This is a genomic window from Sphingobium sp. 15-1, assembly GCF_013375535.1.
Taxonomy (GTDB): domain Bacteria; phylum Pseudomonadota; class Alphaproteobacteria; order Sphingomonadales; family Sphingomonadaceae; genus Sphingobium; species Sphingobium aromaticivastans.
Genome location: NZ_JABXJG010000001.1, coordinates 169,987 through 189,886 on the forward strand (window position 1 = coordinate 169,987; position 19,900 = coordinate 189,886).

Consider the following 19,900-nt stretch of genomic DNA (forward strand, 5'->3'; position numbering starts at 1 on the left):
CTGCTTCCCGGCATGACCGCCCCGACCATCATCCTGGTGGAAGACGACCCGCCGCTGCGCACGCTGACCGCGCGGGCGTTGCAGGAACATGGCTATCAGGTTCGTCCCGCCTCCTCCGGCCCGGAAATGTGGGTGGCCTTTGAGGCGGGACCGGTCGATCTGGTCGTGCTGGACGTCATGTTGCCGGGGACCAACGGCATCGACCTATGCCGCCAGATCCGGCGCAAGAGCGACGTCCCCATCATCTTCATCAGCGCCAAGGGCAGCGAGACCGACCGCATCGTCGGGCTGGAACTGGGCGCGGACGATTATCTGCCCAAGCCCTTCGGCACCCGCGAGCTGATCGCCCGCATCCGCGCCATATTGCGCCGCGTCGGCGTGGAGCGCGGGCCGGACGAGCATCGCGAGAATGAAGCCCGCTTCGACGGCTGGACCGTCAACTTCCCCCGCCGCGAATTGCGCTCCCCCACCGGCGCGGTGGTCGACCTGACCGGCGCGGAGTTCGATCTGCTGGGCAGCTTCCTCAGCCACCCGCAGCGCGTCATCGCCCGCGAGCGGCTGATAGAACTGTCCCGCACCCGCATGGGCGACAGCAGCGACCGCAGCATCGATGTGCTGGTCAGCCGCCTGCGCCGCAAGCTGACGACGGATGATCGGTCGGCGCCGATCACCACGGTTCGCGGCGTCGGCTATATGTTCAATGCGGAGGTCAGCCGCGCTTGAGACGGCATGTCAGCCTGGTCGGGCAGATTTTCGCGATCCTGCTGCTGACCCTCATGCTGGAATTTGCCGTCGGCACGCTGGTCTATGAGCGGGCCAACCATCTTTCGTTGCAGGATGACGAGGCCCGCCGCCTGGCCGAGCATCTGGTCATCGCCCGCAAGCTGCTGATCGAGCAACCGCCGGACGAGCGTCACGCGCTGGCGCTGCAACTGACCACCGACCGTTACGACGTGCACTGGACCTCATCCTCTCCGCCGCCGCCGCCGCTGGCGCCGGGGCTGGAGCGGATGCGCCGTCAGATCATCACCTGGGAACCGTCGCTGGAACAGTCCGGCCTGTGGCTGAGGCTGGCCTCGCCGGGGCGCGTGTCGGAGATCAACGGCGGGCTGAGGCTGGCGGACGGAAGCTGGCTCTATTTCGGCATGCGGCATAGCGGCGGCAAATGGACCTTCACCATCGGCCGCATGGGACTGGCGCTGATTCCGGTGCTGGCGCTGCTGATCGTCGGCGGCATCCTGATCCGCCGCACGCTGGCGCCGTTGCGCGACCTGACCAGGGCGACGGAGCGCATTGGCCTGACCGACGAAGTCGTGGTGGAGGAGGGCGGCTCCAACGATGTGCGCAACCTGATCCGCGCGTTCAACGCCATGCAGAAGCGCATTCATCGCCTGATCACCGAGCGGACCGAGACGCTCGCCGCCGTCGGTCACGATCTGCGCACGCCGCTGGCCCGGTTGCGGTTGCGGCTGGAAAATCTTCCCGAAAATGAAGCGCGGCAGGCGATCGAGGACGACCTCACCGAAATGGGCGAGATGATCGACTCGCTGCTCGCTTTCCTGGGTGGCGAGAAAAATGGCGAGCCGGCGGTGCGCACCGATCTGGCGGTGCTGGTAGCGACGGTGGTCGACGCCTTTCAGGATCAGGGCCGGCAGGTCGACTATGCCGGGCCTGACCATCTGGAACTGGCGGTCCGTTCGCTCACCTTGCGGCGGGCGATCGTCAACCTCATCGAAAACGCCCTGCATTATGGCAGCCGCGCGCGCGTCATGTTGCAGCGTCAAGACCGGGAAGTGTTGATCCGCGTCGATGACGACGGTCCCGGTATTCCGCGCGACAAGCTGGACGAGGTGCTGAAACCCTTTGCCCGGCTGGACGAGGCGCGGCAGCGCAACACGCGGGGGCTTGGCCTGGGTCTTGCCATCGTGGCGCGCGCGGTGGAGCTGGAAGGCGGGGCACTGACCCTCGCCAATCGGCCGGAGGGCGGGTTGAGGGCGGAAATCTGCCTGCATCTGCCAGCTTAGAGCGATTCTCCCCTCAAATGGAATCGTGCTCCTGCCTGCGTAGGAGCACGCTGTCCTGAAATCCCGCAGACGGCATCTGGCTCCGACAAAAGAGAATCTGCCCGCCCCCAAGCAAAACTCATTTACCGCGCAGCGCCGTGGCGCGCTATGCGGGGCGCCTGTACCAGAAGAGGCGCATATGACAGCGGAAGGCGAAAAGGAAATCGCCCAGGGTTATTGGGATATAGACCGGCTGGCGACCGAATTGGGCGCGGTGCGGCGGCGCTGGCGGCAGGCGCAGGACCATCATGCCGAATATGGCGCGGAGGGTTTCCCCTCCCGCGCCACGCTGACCAAGATCATGGCGGCGCTGTGCGGCGCGCTGTTTCCGCTGCGCCTTGGCCCCAGCTTCGTGCGGCTCCACAATGAAGACGCTTATGTCGCTCAGACATTGCAGACGGTGCTGAGCCGCCTTTACGGGCAAATCCGGCTTGAGCTGATCTATGCGATGAAGGACCATCCGATCGAGGATGTGGACCGGGAAGCGACGCGGATCATTGGCGCTTTCGCGGAAAGCCTTCCGGCCCTGCGCGAACTGCTCGACAGCGATGTGGAGGCGGCGTTTCTGGGCGATCCGGCAGCGCGCAGCGTGGACGAGGTGCTGATCTGCTATCCTTCGATGATGGCGATCACCCACCATCGCCTGGCGCACCGGCTCTATCAATTGGGCGCGCCGCTGGTGGCGCGGATCATTTCCGAAATCGCGCATGGCAGCACCGGGATCGACATTCATCCGGGCGCGAAGATCGGCCGCAGCTTCTTCATCGACCATGGCACCGGCGTGGTGATCGGGGAGACGGCGATCGTGGGGGACCGGGTGCGCATCTATCAGGGCGTGACGCTGGGCGCGCGCAGCTTTCCGGCAGATGAGAAGGGCGCGCTGGAAAAGGCCCTGCCGCGCCATCCGATCATCGAGGACGATGTGGTGATCTATGCCGGCGCGACGATATTGGGCCGCATCATCATCGGCAGCCGGTCAGTGATCGGCGGCAATGTCTGGCTGACCGACAGCGTGCCCGCCGACAGCAATGTCCGTCAGGCCAAGGCGCATTATGAAGTGACCAGCCGGGTGGAAGTCTCCGCACCCCATCGCGTCCACGCGCTGCTGGAGGAAGGACGCGAAGGGATAGCGGAGAATATTTAGGCAGCGCTAAGCGCCTCGTGCTCCTGCGCAGGCAGGAGCCCAGTTCCACAGTTGATCCGATGAGGCCAGGTTTGAACTGGGCTCCTGCCTGCGCAGGAGCACGGTGCTTGATATTAATTGGCGCAGCTATCCCCATCCCCCGCGATCAGGTCCAGGCAGCGGCCGTCAATCTCATCCTTCTGCACAGGCAATTTGATCAGCGCGGCAAGCGTCGGCATGATGTCGACCGTCTCGATACCCAGCGGCTGTTCGAAATGAGTCAGCCCCTTGCGCCAGAACAGGATCGGCACGCGGCGGTCGGTATCCCAGGGCGAGCCATGGGTCGCGACCGATCCCATCACCGCCGCTTCAGGGATCGACATGACGCGGGGCTTGAGCAGCAGGAGCAGGTCGCCCGAACGCTGCGGGTCGAAGCTGGCCCGCGCCTCCTGGATCAGCGACCAGCTTTCCGGCGGGCCGGAGGGCGAGGAGGTCGCCGCGATCTCCGCCTTGGTGAAGACGGTCTGGACCTGCGGATGGGCGCGCAGCAGGGCGAGCGTCGCCGCTTCCACCCTGGCGCGCTGGACGGCGGTCAGGCTGCGGTCGAAATAGAGGTCGCCTGCGGGGCCATCGCCCCAGATCAGCGTCTTGCCGGTAATGCCGGTCTTTTCCGCGATGGCCGCCGACAGCGCCTTGGGCGTCAGTGCCCTGTCGACGCGCTGCTCCATCGGCATGGCGTTCAGCCGATGGCGTTCAGGCAGATCGTGGCCGCCATGGTCGGCGGTCAGCACCACCACATAATCCAGCCCATCCTTGTCCAGCCGGTCGAAAAAGGCGCCCAGCTCGCGGTCGAGCCGGTCGACCTGGATGCAGCTTTCCGTGCCCTCGGTGCCGTAAGTGTGACCGATATAATCGGTGGCTGACAGGCCGATGGAGATGATGTCGGTCTGCGCCTGCTTGCCCAGCGCCATAGCCTCAATGGCCGCGGCGGCGAAGGCCAGGGTCATCGCATCCTGTTCGGGCGAGATGCGGAAACCATTGTAATCGCCTGCGTCTCTGGCGAAGCGGCCGGTGCCGACGGTGCGGTCGCCCGCCTTGACCGGGAAGTCCTTGGCCGCGCATTGCGGCGGCAGTTCGAAGCCGGGATTGGGCTGCGCCAGCCGCTGCGCCATGACCTCATTGACCTTCGCGACCAGCGGCGGCGTCGCCACGCCCTTGTAGCTGACATAGCCCTTCGGCCCGCCCAGCCACCAGACCTGATCGGCGGTCGATCCGCCCATCATGATCGCGGCGCGATCCTTGCCCGCGACCGATACCACGCGGGTGGCCGGATTGGCGGTCTTCATCCGCCCGCCCAGCGTCGGCACCTTCAGATGTACAGGGGAGGCGACATAATTGTCGCTGCTAGTTCCCGGCTGCGTCTCATCCTCCGCGCAATAGACCGACTTGTCGGCACGGGCGGCGCCCAGGTCGAACCAGCTATTGGCGATGATGCCGGTGCGCGACGGGCGGCTGCCGGTCAGGATGGTGCTGTGGCCGGGGCAGGTTTCGGTCGCGGCGTGGCTCTGATAGCCGCGTGGGAAGACGATCCCCCGCTCGGTCAGCCGCTTGAGGCCGCCCGAATAATATTGCCGATATTCGCTGAACAGATCGGCGGAGAACTGGTCGACGGAGATGGCGACGATCAGCTTGGGCGGGGTGATAGGAGCGGTTGCCGGGGCGGGAGGCACCACCGGGGTCTGAGCCAGGGCCGGCAGCGAACTGGCCAGAAGCAGGGCGGCCACGACATTTTTCAACATTATGGGATACCTTCTGATGCCTTGACGGCGGATGCATCGGGACCTAGCCCCCTTGCGTCCACCGGAACAGAGGCCCGATGCGGTTTTTTCATGTCCTTCTGATGACAGTCTTTTTGTTGCTCGCGCCGACTGTGGCGCGGGCGCAGGGCGCCTTTGGTCAGGGCACGCCCCATATCGCGGCGGAACTGACTGCGGAAAGCGCGACGCCGCAGCCGGGGAAAGGCACGGCCATCGCCTTTTCCATGACGCCGGAACCGGGCTGGCACGGCTATTGGGAAAATCCCGGCGATGCGGGCCTGGGCATGACGGTCAAATGGACTTTGCCCAAGGGCGTGACCGTCGGCGCGCTGCGTTATCCGGTGCCGGAGACGCTGACGATCTCTGGCCTGATGAACCATGTCTATGAAGGCCCCTATGGCGTGCTGGCGAACCTGACCGTTGCGCAGGACGTCCCGACAGGCACCAAGCTGCCGATTCGGGTCCGCGCCGACTGGCTGGCCTGCACGGACAAGGTCTGCGTGCCCGAAGGCGCCGAACTGACGCTGGACCTGACCGCGGGCGACGGCGCGATCCTGTCCGGCAACAGAGCGCAGTTCGACGGCTGGCGCGGTCATCTTCCGCGCCCCCTGGGCAGCGAGGCGAGCTATGCGGTTGTCGATGGCCGCCTGCGCCTGTCCGTGCCGTTCCCGGCGGCGGCGATCGCCCGCGACGTCCATCTCTTCGCGCTTGCCGAAGGCCTGACCCGCTATGCCGCGCCGCAAAAGGTCACGCGCCAGGGCGACCGGCTGCTGATCGAAACCGAAGCCGGGCAAGGCCTGAAATCCGGCCCGGTCCAGGCCGTGCTGCGCACCGGCGATCATGTGGGTTTCCTGCTGACGGCAAGGCCGGGCACGGTTCCTGCCGTGCGGGCGGCAACGGTCCAGACCGTCCTGATCGCGCTGGGCGGCGCGTTGCTGGGCGGGCTGCTGCTCAACATCATGCCCTGCGTCTTCCCGATTCTCGGCCTCAAGGCGATGAAGCTCGCCCGCGCAGGCGGCGATGAGCGCATCGTCCGCCGCGAAGCGCTGGCTTACAGCTTTGGCATCATCCTCACCTGCCTTGCCCTGGGCGCTCTGCTGCTCGGCCTGCGCGCTGCCGGTACGGCGGTGGGTTGGGCCTTCCAGTTGCAGGACCCGCGCATCATCCTACTGTTGCTGCTGCTGGTGACGGCCATCACGCTCAACCTTGCCGGGCTGTTCGAACTAAGCGCGTTCGGCGGCGGCGACAGGCTGGCGGGGAAGGGCGGGGCGCAGGGCGCCTTCTGGACTGGCGCGCTGGTCGCCTTCGTTGCGACGCCCTGCACCGGGCCGTTCATGGGCGCGGCCATGGGGGCGGCGCTCGTCTTACCGCTTGGCGCGGCGCTGGCGATCTTCGCGGGGCTTGGTCTTGGCCTGGCACTTCCCTTTCTGGCGCTGGCCTATGTCCCCGCGCTCCGCACCCGCCTGCCCAAGCCCGGTCCGTGGATGGCCCGCCTCCAGAAAATCCTCGCCATCCCCATGGCGCTGACCGCGCTTGGCCTGCTGTGGTTGCTCGGCCAGCAAAGGGGCGTTCCGGCCATCCTGCTCGGTCTTGGCACCGCGCTGATCCTCGCGGTCGGTCTCTGGTGGCTGGGGCGTCGCCAGCGGCAGGGTCTGCGCGGCGGGCTCGCGCTGATCTGCGCGGCGTTCATCCTCTTCGCCGGAACCGCAATCCTGCTGCCGAACCATGCGCCTGCCGCTGCTGCCTCGGCGCACGGCATTCCCTTCGACGAAACCCGGCTCGCCAGCCTGCGCGCCGCCAGAAAGCCGGTCTTCCTTTATTTCACCGCCGACTGGTGCCTCACCTGCAAGGCCAATGAAGCCGCCGCCATCGACCGCGCCGAAACCCGCGCCGCCTTCGAAAAGGCGGGCGTCACGGTGATGGTGGGCGACTGGACCAATGCCGATCCCGCCATCACCCGCTTTCTGGAGGCGCAGGGGCGTTCCGGCGTCCCGCTCTACCTCTGGTATGCGCCGGGAAAGGAGGCGCAGACCTTGCCCCAGCTCCTGACTCCCGCCACGCTGACGGCTCTAGTGCCCTGATGGCCAAGGTCCGCGCCGATCAGTTGCTCGTCGACAATGGCCTGGCCGAAAGCCGCGCCCGCGCACAGGCGTTGATCCTCGCCGGCCTCGTCTTCCTGGGCGACCGGAAGATCGACAAGGCCGGCCAGCAGGTCGCCGCCGACGCCGCGCTGGAGGTGAAGGGCCGCGACCATCCCTGGGTATCGCGTGGCGGCATCAAGCTTGCCCATGCGCTGGAGCATTTCCATATCGACGTGACCGGCGCCGTCGCCATCGATGTGGGCAGTTCGACCGGCGGCTTCACCGACGTCCTGCTGACCCATGGCGCGGCGCGAGTCTATGCGGTGGACAGCGGCACCAACCAGCTTGCCTGGAAGCTGCGCTCCGACCCCCGCGTCATCGTCCATGAGCAGACCAGCGCCCGCATCCTGACCGCCGATCATATCCCTGAATCGGTCGACATCATCGTCTGCGACGCCAGCTTCATCTCGCTTGCCAAGGTGCTGGACCGCCCCTTGAGCTTTGCCCGCCCCGGCGCCCGCCTTGTCGCCCTGATCAAGCCCCAGTTCGAGGCGGGACGGGAAGAAGTCGGCAAGGGCGGCGTGGTGCGCGATCCTGCCATCCATGAACGGGTGTGCAATGAGGTGCGGGACTGGGCGCTGTCCAAGGGGTGGCAGGTCGAAGGCATCACCGCCAGCCCGATCACCGGACCGCAGGGCAATGTCGAATTTCTCCTGTCCGCAATATTTGGCGGATAATCCCGCGCTATTCGTTTCGCCGCTATAGTTACCATCCGCGACAAATGCCCATTTGAGTCGCTTGCAAAGGCCCGTTAGCCCCTTCCCATGCGCACCCTTTCGCCTATCCTCCTGATCGCGCTCACCCTTTCCGCCTGTGGCGGTCAAAAGGAGAAGAAGGCGCGTCCGCCAGCGCTGGTACAGGCCGCGCCCATCGCGCGGGAGACGTTCACCGACAATCTGGACGCCGTCGGCACCGCCTTCGCCAATGAACAGGTGGTGCTGTCCGCCCCGGTGACGGAGCGTATAACCTCTATCCATTTCAGCGACGGCGGCTTTGTCAGCAAGGGGCAGGTGATCGCCACTCTGGCCGTGGGGCAGGAACAGGCCGAACTCGCCGCCGCCCAGGCCCAGGCGCTTGCAGCACAGCAGCAACTGGACCGCATCCAGGCGTTGAAAGCGCGAGGCTTCGCGACCGCCGCCAGCCTCGACCAACAGGTCGCGCTGGCCAATGCCGCCCGCGCCAGCGCGCAACAGGCCCGCGCTTCCATCAGTGACCGAGTGATCCGCTCGCCTTTCCCCGGCTGGGTCAGTCTGCGCACTGTATCGCCCGGCGCGATCGTCACCGCTGGCACGCCGATCGCGACGGTCAGCGACATTTCGCGGATCAAGCTGGACTTCACCATTCCCGAAACCCGCCTGTCGATGATCCGGGAAGGGCAGGCGATCAAGGCGGTCTCCGCCGCCTGGCCCGACCGGCCCTTCACCGGCACGATCGCGACCATCGACCCGGTGATCGATCCCGCCACCCGCGCCGTCAGGATACGCGCCATCCTGCCCAACCCCGACCGCGCCCTGAAGCCCGGCATGCTGCTGACGGTCAATGTGATCGCAAAGCAGCGCCAGTCGCTGGCCGTCCCCGAACTGGCGGTGGTGGGCGACGGCGAGGATCGCTTCGTCTTCGTGGTGGAGGACGGCAAGGCCAAGCGGACCAAGGTCGATACCGGCATCCGCCAGAACGGCCTGGTTGAGATATTGGGCGGGGTGAAGCCGGACCAGACTGTCGTCACCGATGGCGTCGTCAAGCTGACCGACGGCGTGCCGGTGCGGCTGCCGGGCGACAAGCCGGAAGCGAAAAGCGCGAGCGCCGACCGGGCGGCCGGTTAGGGAGGCAGGGCCATGCAGCTTTCGGACCTGTCCGTCCGTCGTCCAGTCTTCGCGGCGGTCATCGCGGTGCTGCTCTGCATCGTCGGGGTGGTCGGCTATCTCAGCCTTTCCATCCGCGAATATCCCGATACCGACCCGCCGATCGTTTCGGTCGAGACCAGCTATACCGGCGCGGCGGCTTCGGTGGTGGAAACCCGCATCACCCAGATCATCGAGGATGGGGTCGCGGGCGTCCAGGGCATTCAGAACATCACCTCCACCTCCCGCGACGGCGTGTCCACGATCAGCATCGAATTCGACCCGTCGCGGGACATCGATTCCGCCGCCAATGACGTGCGCGACCGGGTGGGCGGCGTCGTGGAGGACTTGCCCGAGGATGCGCTGGCCCCGGAAATCCGCAAGGTCGACGCCGATGCGCGGGCGATATTGTTCATCGTCTTCACCAGGGACGGCTGGACCCCTACCCAGATTGCCGATTATCTCGACCGCAACATATTGGACCGCTTTTCCGCCATTGACGGCGTCGCCCGCGTCACCGGCGGCGGCGACGAGCGGCCCTCCACCCGCATCTGGCTGAATGCGGAGAAGCTCGCCGCCTTCGGCATCACGCCGGGCGACATCGAAAGCGCCCTGCGCGCCCAGAATGTGGAATTGCCCGCAGGACGCTTCGAATCGAAGGACCAGAACCAAACGCTGCGCGTCGAGCGCGCTTTTTCCACGCCCGAACAATTCGCCCAGTTGGTCGTCGGGCGCGGGGCGGACGGCTATCAGGTGAAGCTGGGCGATGTCGCGCGGATCGAGCAGGGGGCGGAAAATCCCTATACCTCCTTCCGCTCCAACGCCGCGACCGGCGTCGGCGTGGGCATCATCCGCCAGTCGGGCGCCAACACGCTGGAGGTCGCGGAGAAGGCGAAGGCGCTGATCGCTGAACTGCGGCCCACGCTGCCGGCAGGCATGAAGGTCACCGTCGGATCGGACGAATCGCTATTCATCAGCCGCGCCATCGACAATGTCTACGACACGCTGGGCGAAGCGGCGCTGCTGGTGGTCCTCGTCATCTTTCTCTTCCTCGGCTCGTTGCGGGCGACGATCATCCCGTCGATCACGGTGCCGATCTGCCTGCTGGCGACCTGCGCCGTCATGTGGCTGCTGGGCCTGTCGATCAACCTGCTGACCCTGCTCGCCTTCGTGCTGGCGATCGGGCTGGTGGTGGACGACGCCATCGTCGTGCTCGAAAATGTCTATCACCGCATCGAGCAGGGGGAAGACCCGCTGGTCGCCTCCTATCTCGGCACGCGGCAGGTGGGTTTTGCCATTATTTCGACGACGCTGGTGGTCTGCGCGGTGTTCGTGCCGGTCATGTTCCTCGCCGGGCAGACCGGCCTGCTGTTCCGCGAACTCGCCATTGCGATGATCGCCGCCATCGCCTTTTCGGGCTTCATCTCCTTGAGCCTCGCGCCGATGCTCTGTTCGAAGCTGCTGCGCCATTCCGACCGGTCCCGCCTGTCGCGCTGGGTGGATGATCGGTTCCAGCGGCTGGAGGCGGCCTATGCGCGCCTGCTCGACCGCGTGCTGAAACGGCCTGCCATCGCCTTCATTCCGGTGGTCCTGTTCCTTGCCGGTGCGGGCGCCCTGTTCACCATGCTGCCGACCGAACTCGCCCCGGCGGAGGATACCGGCGTGGTCGATGGCCAGGTGACGGCGCCCGAAGGAACCGGCTTCGACCGCATGATGGCCTATATGAAGAGGATCGAAGCCGATCTTCAGCCGTTGCGCGACAAGGGCATTCTCCAAGTGCTGAACATCCGCGCGCCCGCCGGTTTCGGCAGCAGCGACGATTTCAACGGCGGCAACATCATCGCTTTCCTCCGTCCGTGGGAAGACCGCACGATCACCACGGCGCAGGTGGCGGACACGATCAACAAGATTATCGCCAACCAGCCGGGCGTGCGCGGCAATGTCGCGCCGCGTTCGGGGCTTGGCCGGGGACGCGGCCTGCCGGTCAATCTGGTGCTTGCCGGATCGACCTATGAGGGGCTGGTCGCCGCGCGCGACCGCATCATGGCCGCCGCCGCGACCAATCCCGGCTTCATCAACCTCGATTCCGATTACAAGGAAACCAAGCCGCAGATGCGGATCGAGGTGGATCAGCAGCGGGCGGGCGATCTGGGCGTGTCGGCCAACGACATCAGCCAGGCGTTGCAGACGCTGCTCGGTTCCCGCCGCGTCACCACCTATGTCGACCGGGGCGAGGAATATCGCGTGCTGGTGCAGGCGGAACGGGAGGGGCGTCAGACCCAGGCGGACCTGGAACGTATCAACGTGCGCAGCCGCACCGGCGTCCTGGTGCCGCTGTCCACCGTCGTCACCGTCCGCGAAGTCGCCGGTCCGCGTCAGCTCAACCGCTACAACAAGCTGCGCGCCATCACCCTGACGGCTGCATTGGCCCCCGGCTATTCGCTGGGCGAGGCGCTGAATTTCCTGGAGGATCAGGCGCGCCAGTCGCCCGAAGTGCTGGCGCTCGGCTATCGGGGGGAGAGCCAGTCGCTGCGCGAGACCGGCGGGTCGATCTGGCTGGTCTTCGGGCTCACCATATTGATCGTCTATCTGCTGCTGGCCGCGCAGTTCGAAAGCTTCATCCATCCCGGCGTCATCATCGCCACCGTGCCGCTGGCCGTGGCGGGCGGCGTGCTGGGCCTTGCGCTGACGGGCGGGTCGGTCAACCTCTACAGCCAGATCGGCATCGTCATGCTGGTGGGGCTGGCGGCGAAGAACGGCATATTGATCGTCGAATTCGCCAACCAGCTACGCGACGAGGGGCTGGAGATCGGCGCGGCCATCCGCCAGGCCGCCGCTCGCCGCCTGCGCCCGATCCTGATGACGTCCATCGCCACCGTCATCGGCGCGGTTCCGCTGGTCATTCGCGGCGGGGCGGGCGCGGCGGCGCGCCATTCGATCGGCGTGGTGGTGGTTTCGGGCGTCAGCCTGGCGACGCTGATCACGCTGTTCCTGATCCCGATCCTCTATTCGCGGGTTGCAGGACGAACCGTTTCACCGCAAACCGTCAGTCGGCGGCTTGACTCGGCCTTGAAGGATTCGCCCGAAGCCGCTGAGTAAATCGTGGAGCTTCGTTGCCGATGAACGAGATTGCGTCTCCGGGTCAATTACGTCTCGCCTATGCGCGCTGGGCACTGGTTACTGTGCCTGCCATTGTTTTCCTTGGCTTTCTTTCGGGCAAGCTCGCCAATAGTGGCTATGGCAATCGCTGGTTCGCGGCGCTGGCCAAGCCGGAGCTGATCCCCCCTGGCTGGGTCTTCGGCGCTGCCTGGAGCGTGCTCTATGTGCTGATGGCGCTGGCCTTCGCCATCGTCCTCCACGCGCGCGGCGCAAGGGGCAGGGCTGCGGCGATCATCGCCTTCATCGCGCAATTCATCCTTAATCTCCTCTGGTCCCCGCTTTTCTTCCGCGCGCATCAGGTGGATCAGGCCCTGGTCCTGATCGTCGCGCTGGCCGTGCTGGTCGCCGTCACGACCGTGCTTTTCTGGCGCGTTCGCCGGGTCGCGGGTCTTTTGCTGCTGCCCTATCTGTGCTGGCTGGCCTTCGCCTCCTACCTCAACTATGAGATCGGCCGCCTCAATCCGGACGCGGAAAGCCTTGGCAAACCCGCATTCCAGACCCAGATATGATTTTTGGCGCCCGCATCAGGGCGCCGCACGGAAGGACGAAGCATCATGCAGAGCGAAAACCGCTTTTTCGACGATCTGGCCAAGCTGGTGAACGGCGCGGCCGGAACGGTTGCGGGCATGAGCCGCGAATTCGAGACCAACGCCCGCGAAAAGGCCAAGCAGTGGATCGGCGGGATGGATTTCGTCAACCGCGACGAATTCGACGCGGTCAAGGCGCTGGCCGCCGCCGCCCGCGAGGAGGTGGAATTGCTGAAGGCCCGCCTCGACGCGCTGGAGGGCAAGGCACCCGAACCGGTCAAGCAGACGGTCCGCGCCAAGCCCAAGGACGCGGAATAACTGCCGGCTTCCACGGCAAAAGCGGAGTTGTCCACGCATTTTCCATGCCGCCCCGGTTTCCCCCGGCGGCAAAAATGCTTTAAGGCGCGCAGATGATGGACAGCGACGAATATGAAAATGGCGGCCAGGAAGCCGCGCCGATCGACATGCTGGCCGCCTATTTCGAGGCGCATGGCTGGAGTTACGATCAGGTCGGTGAGGATGAGATCGTTGCCAGCACGCAAGGGTCGTGGGCGCAATATGAGCTGCGCGGCATCTGGCGCGACGAGGATCAGGTGCTGCAGATGCTCGCCTTGCCCGACATAAGGGTGAATGAGGACAAGCGCACCGCCATCTACGAAACGCTGGGCCTGATCAACGAGCAGCTCTGGCTCGGCCATTTCGAACTCTGGTCATCCAGCGGCATCGTGCTGTTCCGACATGGCGCATTGCTGGGGGCGGGTGGCACGCTGACGCTCGATCAGGCGCAGATACTCGTCGAAACCGCGATCGACGAATGCGAGCGCTTCTATCCGGTGTTCCAGTTCGTCCTCTGGGGCGGCAAGACCCCGGCCGAAGCCCTTTCCGCCAGCCTCATCGAAACGCGCGGCGAAGCCTGAGACTCTTTCCCATGACCGATATTTGGCCCGACCATCTGTTCCTTGTCGGCTGCGGCAATATGGCGGGGCAGATGCTGACCCGCTGGCTCACCTGCGGTCTTGATCCGGCGCGCGTGACCGTGTTGCGTCCCAGCGGCAAGGCGGTGGCGGACGGTGTGCGGGTGGTCACAGATTATCCCACAGCGTTGTCGGGCGGGACGACCGTGCTGCTGGGCATGAAGCCCTATCAGCTTGGCGATGTGGCGGCTTCGCTCGCGCCATTGTGCGGAGCCGACACGCGTATCCTCTCGATCCTGGCGGGAACGCCGCTGGCCGACCTGCGCGCCGCCTTCCCGGCGGCGGCGGAGATCGTCCGCGCCATGCCGAACCTGCCCGTCGGCATAGGGGAGGGCGTGACCGCGCTCCATGCGGACGCCGCTGTCCCGGCCGCTGCGCGCCAAGCGGTGCAGGCGTTCATCGCCCCGCTCGGCCTTGCCGAATGGATCGCGGATGAGGGGCAGTTCAACGAAGTCACCGCCCTGTCGGGATGCGGTCCCGCCTTTCTGTTCCGCTTCATCGACGCTTTCGCCCGCGCCGGCGAAGCGCTGGGCCTGCCGTCCGATCAGGCGGCCCGCATGGCGCTCGCCACGGTGCGCGGTTCGGCCAGCATGGCGGCTATGGCCAGCGAAAGCCCGGCTGTCCTGGCCGATCGCGTCGCCAGCCCTGGCGGCATGACGCGGCAGGGGCTGAACGTCCTCGACGCCGATGACCGGCTGCTGAAGCTGCTGACCGATACGCTGGCCGCCGCCCGCGACCGGGGCGAGGAAATGGCCAGGGGCGAATAGGGCGGCAGCGGTTCACCTCTCTCTGGAAATGCTCTAAAGCGGCGGCCTTCCCCCTTTGGAGTCCCGCAATGCTGTCGCCCGAAACGCCCATTCTTGTCCTCACCACCGGCGGGACGATCGACAAGATCTATTTCGATGCGCTGTCCGATTATCAGGTGGGGGAGACGGTGATGGCGAAGCTGCTCGACATCGCCCGCGTCAAGCGGCCCTTCCGCATCGAGGAAGTGGTGCGCAAAGACAGCCTCGAACTGGACGACGCCGACCGCGCGCTGATCCGCGACCGCGTCGCCGCCGCGCCGGAAAGCCATATCATCATCACCCATGGCACCGACACGATGACGGAAACGGCGAAGCTGCTCTCCGCCATTCCCGGCAAGACGGTGGTTCTGGTCGGCGCGCTCGCCCCTGCGCGCTTTGGGGAGAGCGATGCCAGCTTCAATCTCGGCATGGCGTTCGCCACGGCGCAGGTTGCCGCGCCGGGCGTTTACATCACGATGAGCGGGTCGGTCTTTCGGGCCGACAAGGTGGTGAAGGATCGGGTCAAGGGCGCCTTCGTTCCGACTGGGGATTGAGCTCGAAACCGGGGCTGATTCTGGCAATTCCAAGACATTCCCCTCCCGTAAACGGGAGGGGTTAGGGGTGGGCGCGAGCGAAGCGAGCTTCCGGGTTAGCCGTTGTAAATTGCCGCTGATGTCGCGCCAGCCCACCCCCTAGCCCCCTCCCGCTTGCGGGAGGGGGAATGTCCACCCATTGCCCTTTCGTCATAACCCGCCGCATCAAGGCGTCCCGGCATTGGCCGCCGCCGCCGGAACCGCGCTGCCCTCCGGCGTCTGGGCCTTGGGCGCGAAGATGTGCAGGCTGTCCAGCGTCTTTTCCGCCATCGCCTGATATTGCTCGCTCAGCATTTCGGGATAGACGAAGCTGGCGGTGACGATGGCGCCGTCCGGCTGCTTCATCAGGCGCAGGGCGACATTATTGCCTTCCCCGTCATTGGCCGTGCCGCGATATTCATTGTCCCCGATATAATCGCCGCTCACTCCTTCGGAGCCTTCGCTCACCGTCTCGACGATCTGTTGCAGCGTCTGCTCACCATCCTTCTTCTGCCAGAAGATGCGGACGTCCGCGCCCGCGCCGGGATCCTGATAGACCACGCCGTCGGCATTGCTGGAGGCGGCGTCCTTTTCCCAGCCTTCAGGAAAGGTGATGGAAAAGCCGCGCTCGACATTGACGTAATTGCGCGAGGCCGGGGTGTCGGCCTTGGCGCTGGCCATCGCCTTGGCCGCGGCGGCATTGGCGGCGGCGGCCAGTTCCTCCTGGCTCGGCAGATCCTCGACCGGTTCGGCGCGGCCGCAGGCGACCAGCAGCAGGAGAGGCAGGGTGATGGCAAGGGAGGCTCTCTTCATTCCCCTCCCAAAGCATAGCCGCCGCGACATTTCAACGCCGCAGCCGCCGGTAGCGCGATGGGGGATGGCGGGACGGGGCTGTCCGGCCCGCGTCCGGCGCCCGATCAAGCGGCGCTGTCGATCCCCAGTTCGGCCAGCTTGCGGTAGAGGGTCGAACGGCCGATGCCCAGCCGCCGGGCCACTTCGGTCATGCGCCCGCGATAATGGCCGATGGCGAGGCGAATCACGTCCGCCTCGATCTCGGCCAATTGGCGGACATGGCCGTCGCCTTCGAACAGAGTGATGCCGGCGGCCTCGCGATGCGGCTGCGGCACGGCGCGGAGCCGGGCCTGCGGCATGTCGCCCGACGCGCGGCTGCGGATATGGGCTGCGATCTCCGGGAAATCCTGCGCGGTCAGCGCGTCGCCTTCGCACAGCACGGCCGCCCGGAACAGGGCGTTCTGAAGCTGGCGGACATTGCCCGGCCAGTCATGCTGCATCAGCAGCGCCAGCGCATCGTCGGTCAGGCCCAGCCCCCGCAACCCCGGCTGGGTAGAGATGCGGGTGAGCAGATGGCGGCAGAGCGCGGGCACGTCGCCCAGCCGCTCGCGCAGCGGCGGAATGGTAAGCTGGACCACATTGAGTCGGTAATAGAGGTCTTCGCGGAAGCGCCCCGCCTCGATCTCGTCATGCAGCCGCTTGTTGGTGGCGGCGATGACGCGGACATCGACATGGACCGGACGGCGCGCGCCGATCGGCTGCACCTCGCCATCCTGGAGCACGCGCAGCAGCTTCACCTGCGCGTCGAGCGGCATTTCGCTGACTTCATCCAGGAAGATGGTGCCCATGTCGGCGGCCGCGAACTTGCCCACCTGTCGCTCGAAGGCGCCGGTGAAGGCGCCGCGCTCATGGCCGAACAGGTCCGATTCGACCAGATTGGCCGGAATCGCGCCGCAATTAACCGTCACCATCGTCTGCTTGTGGCGCGGCGAGGCGGCGTGGATGGCGCGGGCGATCACATCCTTGCCGACGCCGCTTTCGCCCTCGATCAGCACCGGCACGCGGGCGCGGGCGGCCTTGGCCGCGATGGCAAGCGCGGCGCGGAACTGCGGCGCGGCGCCGACCACATCCTCGAAGGAGAGGGCGGCGGGAATCTTCTCGGTAAGCGGCCGCAGCTCGCCCTTGCCATGGTCGCCGTTCAGCGTGGCGTTGAGCGCGGCGAGTAGCCTTTCAGGGGCGATCGGCTTGGCGAGATAGTCGGTCGCGCCCGCCCGCATCGCCTCCACCGCCACGGCGACATTATTGTGCGCGGTTAGGATCATGATCGGCAGGGCCGGACGGCGGGCGCGCAGCTCGCGGATCAGGCCAGTCGGCTCATAGCTCGGGCTCCACTGGTCGAGCAGCACGGCGTCGAGCCGCATGCCGTCCTGCGTGCCCAGCATCGCGATCGCGGTATCGCCGTCATTGGCGAAGATGGTGCGCCATCCCGCGCGGGCCGCCAGAGCGGAGACCAGCCTGCGCTGCGCGGGCTCGTCATCGATCAACATCAGCATCGGAACGCCGTCGCGCGCCATCTTACCCCTCATATGCGAACTGACGCCCGAAGGTAGAGGGGAGGGGTAAAGACCGGCTTAACCGAAAAGATTTTCTTGTCCGCTCCGGCTTGAGAGGGGGAAGGCTTGACGATAAGAGGATGCCGGCGAACGGATTGGAGCATTTTCCACCTGACCCTTGGGGGTCAGTGGCTCGGGCAAATGCGGCACCGCAAACAGAGAGGGACAGTGCATGGCTTCGGAAGGAAATATGAAGAGCGCAACCCAGACTTATGAAGGGTTCATATCGCTCGTCAAATGGGGAACGATCGCCTGCGCCTTGGTCGCCGCCCTGGTTGTGGTGCTGATCGCCAGCTAAAGCGGGCGATGGCGGGGCAACTGCCGTGCAAATCGCGATCACAGGTCTCACTGACGGTGAGCGCAGCTCTGCCTGACGGATAGAGCAGGGGCCCATAGCCCTTCGTCATGCTGAACTTGTTTCAGCATCCATCCCGCCTTCGGAGACTGCCGACTGCGGGGAAAAATGGATGCTGAAACAAGTTCAGCATGACGGGCTTTCGAGGGCGCAGCTTTGAAGAAAAGAAGAAGCGATAGGTCCCGGTCTGATTGAGCGGACTTGACCATCGGTGACTTCCTGCAATGAGGAGGAACAGATGACCCTGTTCCTCCTCATATGCTTTCTGGCGGCCTGCGCTTTGGGGACGGTCGTCGGATGGCGGGCGCGGCCGGATGACGGCTGGGCGCTGGTCTCCATCCTTCAGATGCTGCCATCCGCCATTCTCATCGGCGCGCTGATCGTCTCGGCGGAGGTGGGCAGCAGCGCGGCGCGGACCTTGGGGCTGCTCGCCATAGTGGCGGGCAGCGCCGCGCTTTGCGGCGGTTTCATCGCGGCGCGCCGGCTCGATACGCCGCCAAAGCCGTGATGGAGGATTTGAATCCGACGATCCTGACCGGCTGGTCGCTGGCGGCATTGCTGTTCGCGGCGGCTCTGTTGGCACCGCTTGGGCGTGGGTTGCGGAAGGGCGTACATCTGGCGATGACCGCGATGATGGTGGCTGGAGCGGTGACGCTCTACAGCCATGATGTCATGGCCCTGCCGCAAATCTGCGCGGCGCTGATCACCGGAGGCGCGGTGGGGCTGGCGCTGGGGCGGGGCATGCCGCGATCCGCCCTTCCGGCGCTGTTGGGCGGACTGGTCGGGCTGGCCGGTCTGGCGGCCGTTTTCATCGGCGCGGCGGCGTGGCGCGATCCCCACGCTTTCGGCCTGCTCGACGATGCGACGGACCGGCTGCGTGCCGACGGCGCCGCGGCGATCGGCGCCGCCGTTGCTTGGGGAGCGATGGCTTGCGCGGGGGCGATGACGATCCTGTGGGGCAGGTCAGGCGGACACCCTGTTGCCGCGGGCGCCATGCTGCTGGCGACGGGGGGACTCATCGGGGTCTTCGCGGCGACTCCGGACATGGGCTGGCTGCTGGCCTGCGCTGGAGTCGCGCTGCTTGCGGGACGGGGGCTGGCGAAATGGTCGATCACCGCCGGGACAGGCCCCGGCTTGGCGTTGGTCGGCGGTTTTGCCGGTTGGGCCGTCGCCGCGTCCGCTTTCCTGATGGAAAATATGCCGATGGCCGTCGCGGGTGGGCTGGCGGGGGCGGCGGGCAGCCTGTTCGGCGCGCGCCTTTGCGGTGGGGCGGGCAGGAAGGGGCTTGCCGATGGGGAACGCCGTCCCTAACGCTTTGACGGGAGAGACGGGCCTCTTTGGCCCTGTCGGCGCATTGGGGTAGGCGGATTCATGAAGAAGCTCGGTCTGATAGGCGGTCTTAGCTGGACGTCGACGGCGCGCTATTATCAGATCATCAACCAGGCCGTGTATCGCGCCCGGGGCGGCCAGCACAGCGCGCCGCTGCTGATCGAGAGCCTGGATTTCGCGGACATAGGCCGCTCCACCACCGAGGAGGAATGGGCCCATGCGGCGGACGTGCTGACCGCTTCGGCGCGGCGGCTGGAGCAGGGCGGCGCGGCGGCGCTGCTGATCTGCGCCAACTCCATGCACCGCGTTTACGGCGAGGTGCAGGCGGGCGTCGACATTCCGATCATCAACATTGCCGAGGCGGTCGGGCGCAAGATGCAGGCGGACGGCATCGAAAAGGCGGCGCTGATCGGTACGCGCAATGTGATGACCGAGAAATTCTACCGCCAACGGCTGGTGGCGCACGGCATTTCCCTGCTGCCGCCCGATATGGAACTGGCCGAGCGGATCGACCGGATCGTCTATGACGAACTGACCATCGGCAAGGTCAGCCGCGAATCCGAACGCTATATGAAGTCCGAACTGACCGACATCGCCAAGGAGCATGTGCAGGCGGCGATCCTAGCCTGCACGGAACTGGAGATGATCGTCGACGTCAAGGCGAACGTGCTGCCGATCTATGACGGGACGAGCATCCATGCCCGCGCCGGGGTGGATGTGATTTTGGGGGAATAGCGGCAGGTTTTGGCTAGGAGCTGCCGTTAAGCGATACGTGCTCCTGCGCAGGCAGGAGCCCAGTTCCGCCCTGA

The 19,900-nt window shown here is 66.0% G+C and carries 19 protein-coding genes; 16 read left to right on the forward strand and 3 right to left on the reverse strand.

Annotated elements, in window-relative coordinates:
* Nucleotides 1–12 precede the first annotated feature (12 nt).
* The 3 genes from HUK72_RS00745 (at nt 13) to epsC (ending at nt 3,207) form a co-directional block, all read left to right on the forward strand.
* Nucleotides 13–723 (forward strand): response regulator, encoded by a 711-nt coding sequence (locus HUK72_RS00745; protein WP_176595085.1) that lies wholly within the window; start codon nt 13–15, stop codon nt 721–723.
* Entirely contained in the window at nt 720–2,024 is a 1,305-nt protein-coding gene (locus tag HUK72_RS00750; RefSeq protein WP_176595086.1) for an ATP-binding protein, read from the forward strand. The genes HUK72_RS00745 and HUK72_RS00750 overlap by 4 nt, the downstream gene beginning before the upstream one ends.
* Nucleotides 2,025–2,202: 178 nt before the next feature.
* Nucleotides 2,203–3,207, forward strand: coding sequence for a serine O-acetyltransferase EpsC (gene epsC, locus HUK72_RS00755; protein ID WP_176595087.1), 1,005 nt, complete (start codon nt 2,203–2,205; stop codon nt 3,205–3,207).
* A 113-nt stretch (nt 3,208–3,320) separates the two neighbouring features.
* On the opposite strand, the gene HUK72_RS00760 is transcribed toward epsC, so the two are convergent.
* On the reverse strand, nt 3,321–4,985 hold the full coding sequence (locus HUK72_RS00760; protein ID WP_176595088.1) for an alkaline phosphatase family protein: 1,665 nt from the start codon (nt 4,983–4,985) through the stop codon (nt 3,321–3,323).
* 77 nt (nt 4,986–5,062) lie between these two features.
* Here HUK72_RS00760 and HUK72_RS00765 point away from each other — a divergent pair, with 77 nt between their 5' ends.
* The 9 genes from HUK72_RS00765 (at nt 5,063) to HUK72_RS00805 (ending at nt 14,984) form a co-directional block, all read left to right on the forward strand.
* Nucleotides 5,063–7,084 (forward strand): protein-disulfide reductase DsbD, encoded by a 2,022-nt coding sequence (locus HUK72_RS00765; RefSeq protein ID WP_176595089.1) that lies wholly within the window; start codon nt 5,063–5,065, stop codon nt 7,082–7,084.
* Nucleotides 7,084–7,821, forward strand: a complete 738-nt coding sequence (locus tag HUK72_RS00770; RefSeq protein WP_176595090.1) for a TlyA family RNA methyltransferase — start codon at nt 7,084–7,086, stop codon at nt 7,819–7,821. The genes HUK72_RS00765 and HUK72_RS00770 overlap by 1 nt, the downstream gene beginning before the upstream one ends.
* 87 nt (nt 7,822–7,908) lie before the next feature.
* Entirely contained in the window at nt 7,909–8,967 is a 1,059-nt protein-coding gene (locus HUK72_RS00775) for an efflux RND transporter periplasmic adaptor subunit (protein ID WP_176595091.1), read from the forward strand.
* Nucleotides 8,968–8,979: 12 nt separating this feature from the next.
* Entirely contained in the window at nt 8,980–12,084 is a 3,105-nt protein-coding gene (locus HUK72_RS00780; RefSeq protein ID WP_176595092.1) for an efflux RND transporter permease subunit, read from the forward strand.
* A gap of 20 nt (nt 12,085–12,104) precedes the next feature.
* Entirely contained in the window at nt 12,105–12,653 is a 549-nt protein-coding gene (locus HUK72_RS00785) for a TspO/MBR family protein (RefSeq protein WP_176595093.1), read from the forward strand.
* Nucleotides 12,654–12,698: 45 nt separating this feature from the next.
* Nucleotides 12,699–12,989, forward strand: a complete 291-nt coding sequence (locus HUK72_RS00790) for an accessory factor UbiK family protein (protein ID WP_176595094.1) — start codon at nt 12,699–12,701, stop codon at nt 12,987–12,989.
* Between the two features lie 92 nt (nt 12,990–13,081).
* Entirely contained in the window at nt 13,082–13,588 is a 507-nt protein-coding gene (locus tag HUK72_RS00795; RefSeq protein ID WP_176595095.1) for a YbjN domain-containing protein, read from the forward strand.
* Between the two features lie 11 nt (nt 13,589–13,599).
* Entirely contained in the window at nt 13,600–14,412 is an 813-nt protein-coding gene (locus HUK72_RS00800; protein ID WP_176595096.1) for a pyrroline-5-carboxylate reductase, read from the forward strand.
* A gap of 68 nt (nt 14,413–14,480) precedes the next feature.
* Nucleotides 14,481–14,984, forward strand: coding sequence for an asparaginase domain-containing protein (locus HUK72_RS00805; RefSeq protein ID WP_176595097.1), 504 nt, complete (start codon nt 14,481–14,483; stop codon nt 14,982–14,984).
* A 204-nt stretch (nt 14,985–15,188) separates the two neighbouring features.
* On the opposite strand, the gene HUK72_RS00810 is transcribed toward HUK72_RS00805, so the two are convergent.
* Nucleotides 15,189–15,815 carry a hypothetical protein gene (locus HUK72_RS00810; protein WP_176595098.1) on the reverse strand — a complete coding sequence of 209 codons (627 nt, stop codon included), beginning with the start codon at nt 15,813–15,815 and terminating at the stop codon, nt 15,189–15,191.
* A gap of 104 nt (nt 15,816–15,919) precedes the next feature.
* Complete coding sequence (locus HUK72_RS00815) at nt 15,920–17,368, reverse strand: sigma-54 dependent transcriptional regulator (protein ID WP_176595099.1); 1,449 nt, start codon at nt 17,366–17,368, stop codon at nt 15,920–15,922.
* Between the two features lie 229 nt (nt 17,369–17,597).
* On the opposite strand from HUK72_RS00815, the gene HUK72_RS00820 reads away from it, so the two are divergent.
* The 4 genes from HUK72_RS00820 to HUK72_RS00835 all read left to right on the forward strand — a co-directional run bounded on the left by HUK72_RS00820 (nt 17,598) and on the right by HUK72_RS00835 (nt 19,826).
* Nucleotides 17,598–17,705: an aa3-type cytochrome c oxidase subunit IV gene (locus HUK72_RS00820; protein WP_255325576.1), complete on the forward strand. Its 108-nt coding sequence runs from the start codon at nt 17,598–17,600 to the stop codon at nt 17,703–17,705.
* A 295-nt stretch (nt 17,706–18,000) separates the two neighbouring features.
* On the forward strand, nt 18,001–18,270 hold the full coding sequence (locus tag HUK72_RS00825; protein WP_176595101.1) for a proton-translocating transhydrogenase family protein: 270 nt from the start codon (nt 18,001–18,003) through the stop codon (nt 18,268–18,270).
* Nucleotides 18,270–19,073, forward strand: coding sequence for an NAD(P)(+) transhydrogenase (Re/Si-specific) subunit beta (locus HUK72_RS00830; RefSeq protein WP_176595102.1), 804 nt, complete (start codon nt 18,270–18,272; stop codon nt 19,071–19,073). Before HUK72_RS00825 ends, HUK72_RS00830 begins: the two co-directional genes overlap by 1 nt.
* Before the next feature lie 60 nt (nt 19,074–19,133).
* Nucleotides 19,134–19,826 carry an aspartate/glutamate racemase family protein gene (locus tag HUK72_RS00835; protein ID WP_176595103.1) on the forward strand — a complete coding sequence of 231 codons (693 nt, stop codon included), beginning with the start codon at nt 19,134–19,136 and terminating at the stop codon, nt 19,824–19,826.
* The last annotated feature ends 74 nt before the right edge of the window (nt 19,827–19,900 follow it).

Coding starts and splice junctions, on each gene's coding strand:
- HUK72_RS00745 (WP_176595085.1), top strand. CDS start 13: ATGACCGCCCCGACCATCATCCTGGTGGAAGACGACCCGCCGCTGCGC.
- epsC (WP_176595087.1), top strand. CDS start 2,203: ATGACAGCGGAAGGCGAAAAGGAAATCGCCCAGGGTTATTGGGATATA.
- HUK72_RS00760 (WP_176595088.1), bottom strand. CDS start 4,985: ATGTTGAAAAATGTCGTGGCCGCCCTGCTTCTGGCCAGTTCGCTGCCG.
- HUK72_RS00765 (WP_176595089.1), top strand. CDS start 5,063: ATGCGGTTTTTTCATGTCCTTCTGATGACAGTCTTTTTGTTGCTCGCG.
- HUK72_RS00770 (WP_176595090.1), top strand. CDS start 7,084: ATGGCCAAGGTCCGCGCCGATCAGTTGCTCGTCGACAATGGCCTGGCC.
- HUK72_RS00775 (WP_176595091.1), top strand. CDS start 7,909: ATGCGCACCCTTTCGCCTATCCTCCTGATCGCGCTCACCCTTTCCGCC.
- HUK72_RS00780 (WP_176595092.1), top strand. CDS start 8,980: ATGCAGCTTTCGGACCTGTCCGTCCGTCGTCCAGTCTTCGCGGCGGTC.
- HUK72_RS00785 (WP_176595093.1), top strand. CDS start 12,105: ATGAACGAGATTGCGTCTCCGGGTCAATTACGTCTCGCCTATGCGCGC.
- HUK72_RS00790 (WP_176595094.1), top strand. CDS start 12,699: ATGCAGAGCGAAAACCGCTTTTTCGACGATCTGGCCAAGCTGGTGAAC.
- HUK72_RS00795 (WP_176595095.1), top strand. CDS start 13,082: ATGATGGACAGCGACGAATATGAAAATGGCGGCCAGGAAGCCGCGCCG.
- HUK72_RS00800 (WP_176595096.1), top strand. CDS start 13,600: ATGACCGATATTTGGCCCGACCATCTGTTCCTTGTCGGCTGCGGCAAT.
- HUK72_RS00805 (WP_176595097.1), top strand. CDS start 14,481: ATGCTGTCGCCCGAAACGCCCATTCTTGTCCTCACCACCGGCGGGACG.
- HUK72_RS00810 (WP_176595098.1), bottom strand. CDS start 15,815: ATGAAGAGAGCCTCCCTTGCCATCACCCTGCCTCTCCTGCTGCTGGTC.
- HUK72_RS00815 (WP_176595099.1), bottom strand. CDS start 17,368: ATGGCGCGCGACGGCGTTCCGATGCTGATGTTGATCGATGACGAGCCC.
- HUK72_RS00820 (WP_255325576.1), top strand. CDS start 17,598: ATGAAGAGCGCAACCCAGACTTATGAAGGGTTCATATCGCTCGTCAAA.
- HUK72_RS00825 (WP_176595101.1), top strand. CDS start 18,001: ATGACCCTGTTCCTCCTCATATGCTTTCTGGCGGCCTGCGCTTTGGGG.
- HUK72_RS00830 (WP_176595102.1), top strand. CDS start 18,270: ATGGAGGATTTGAATCCGACGATCCTGACCGGCTGGTCGCTGGCGGCA.
- HUK72_RS00835 (WP_176595103.1), top strand. CDS start 19,134: ATGAAGAAGCTCGGTCTGATAGGCGGTCTTAGCTGGACGTCGACGGCG.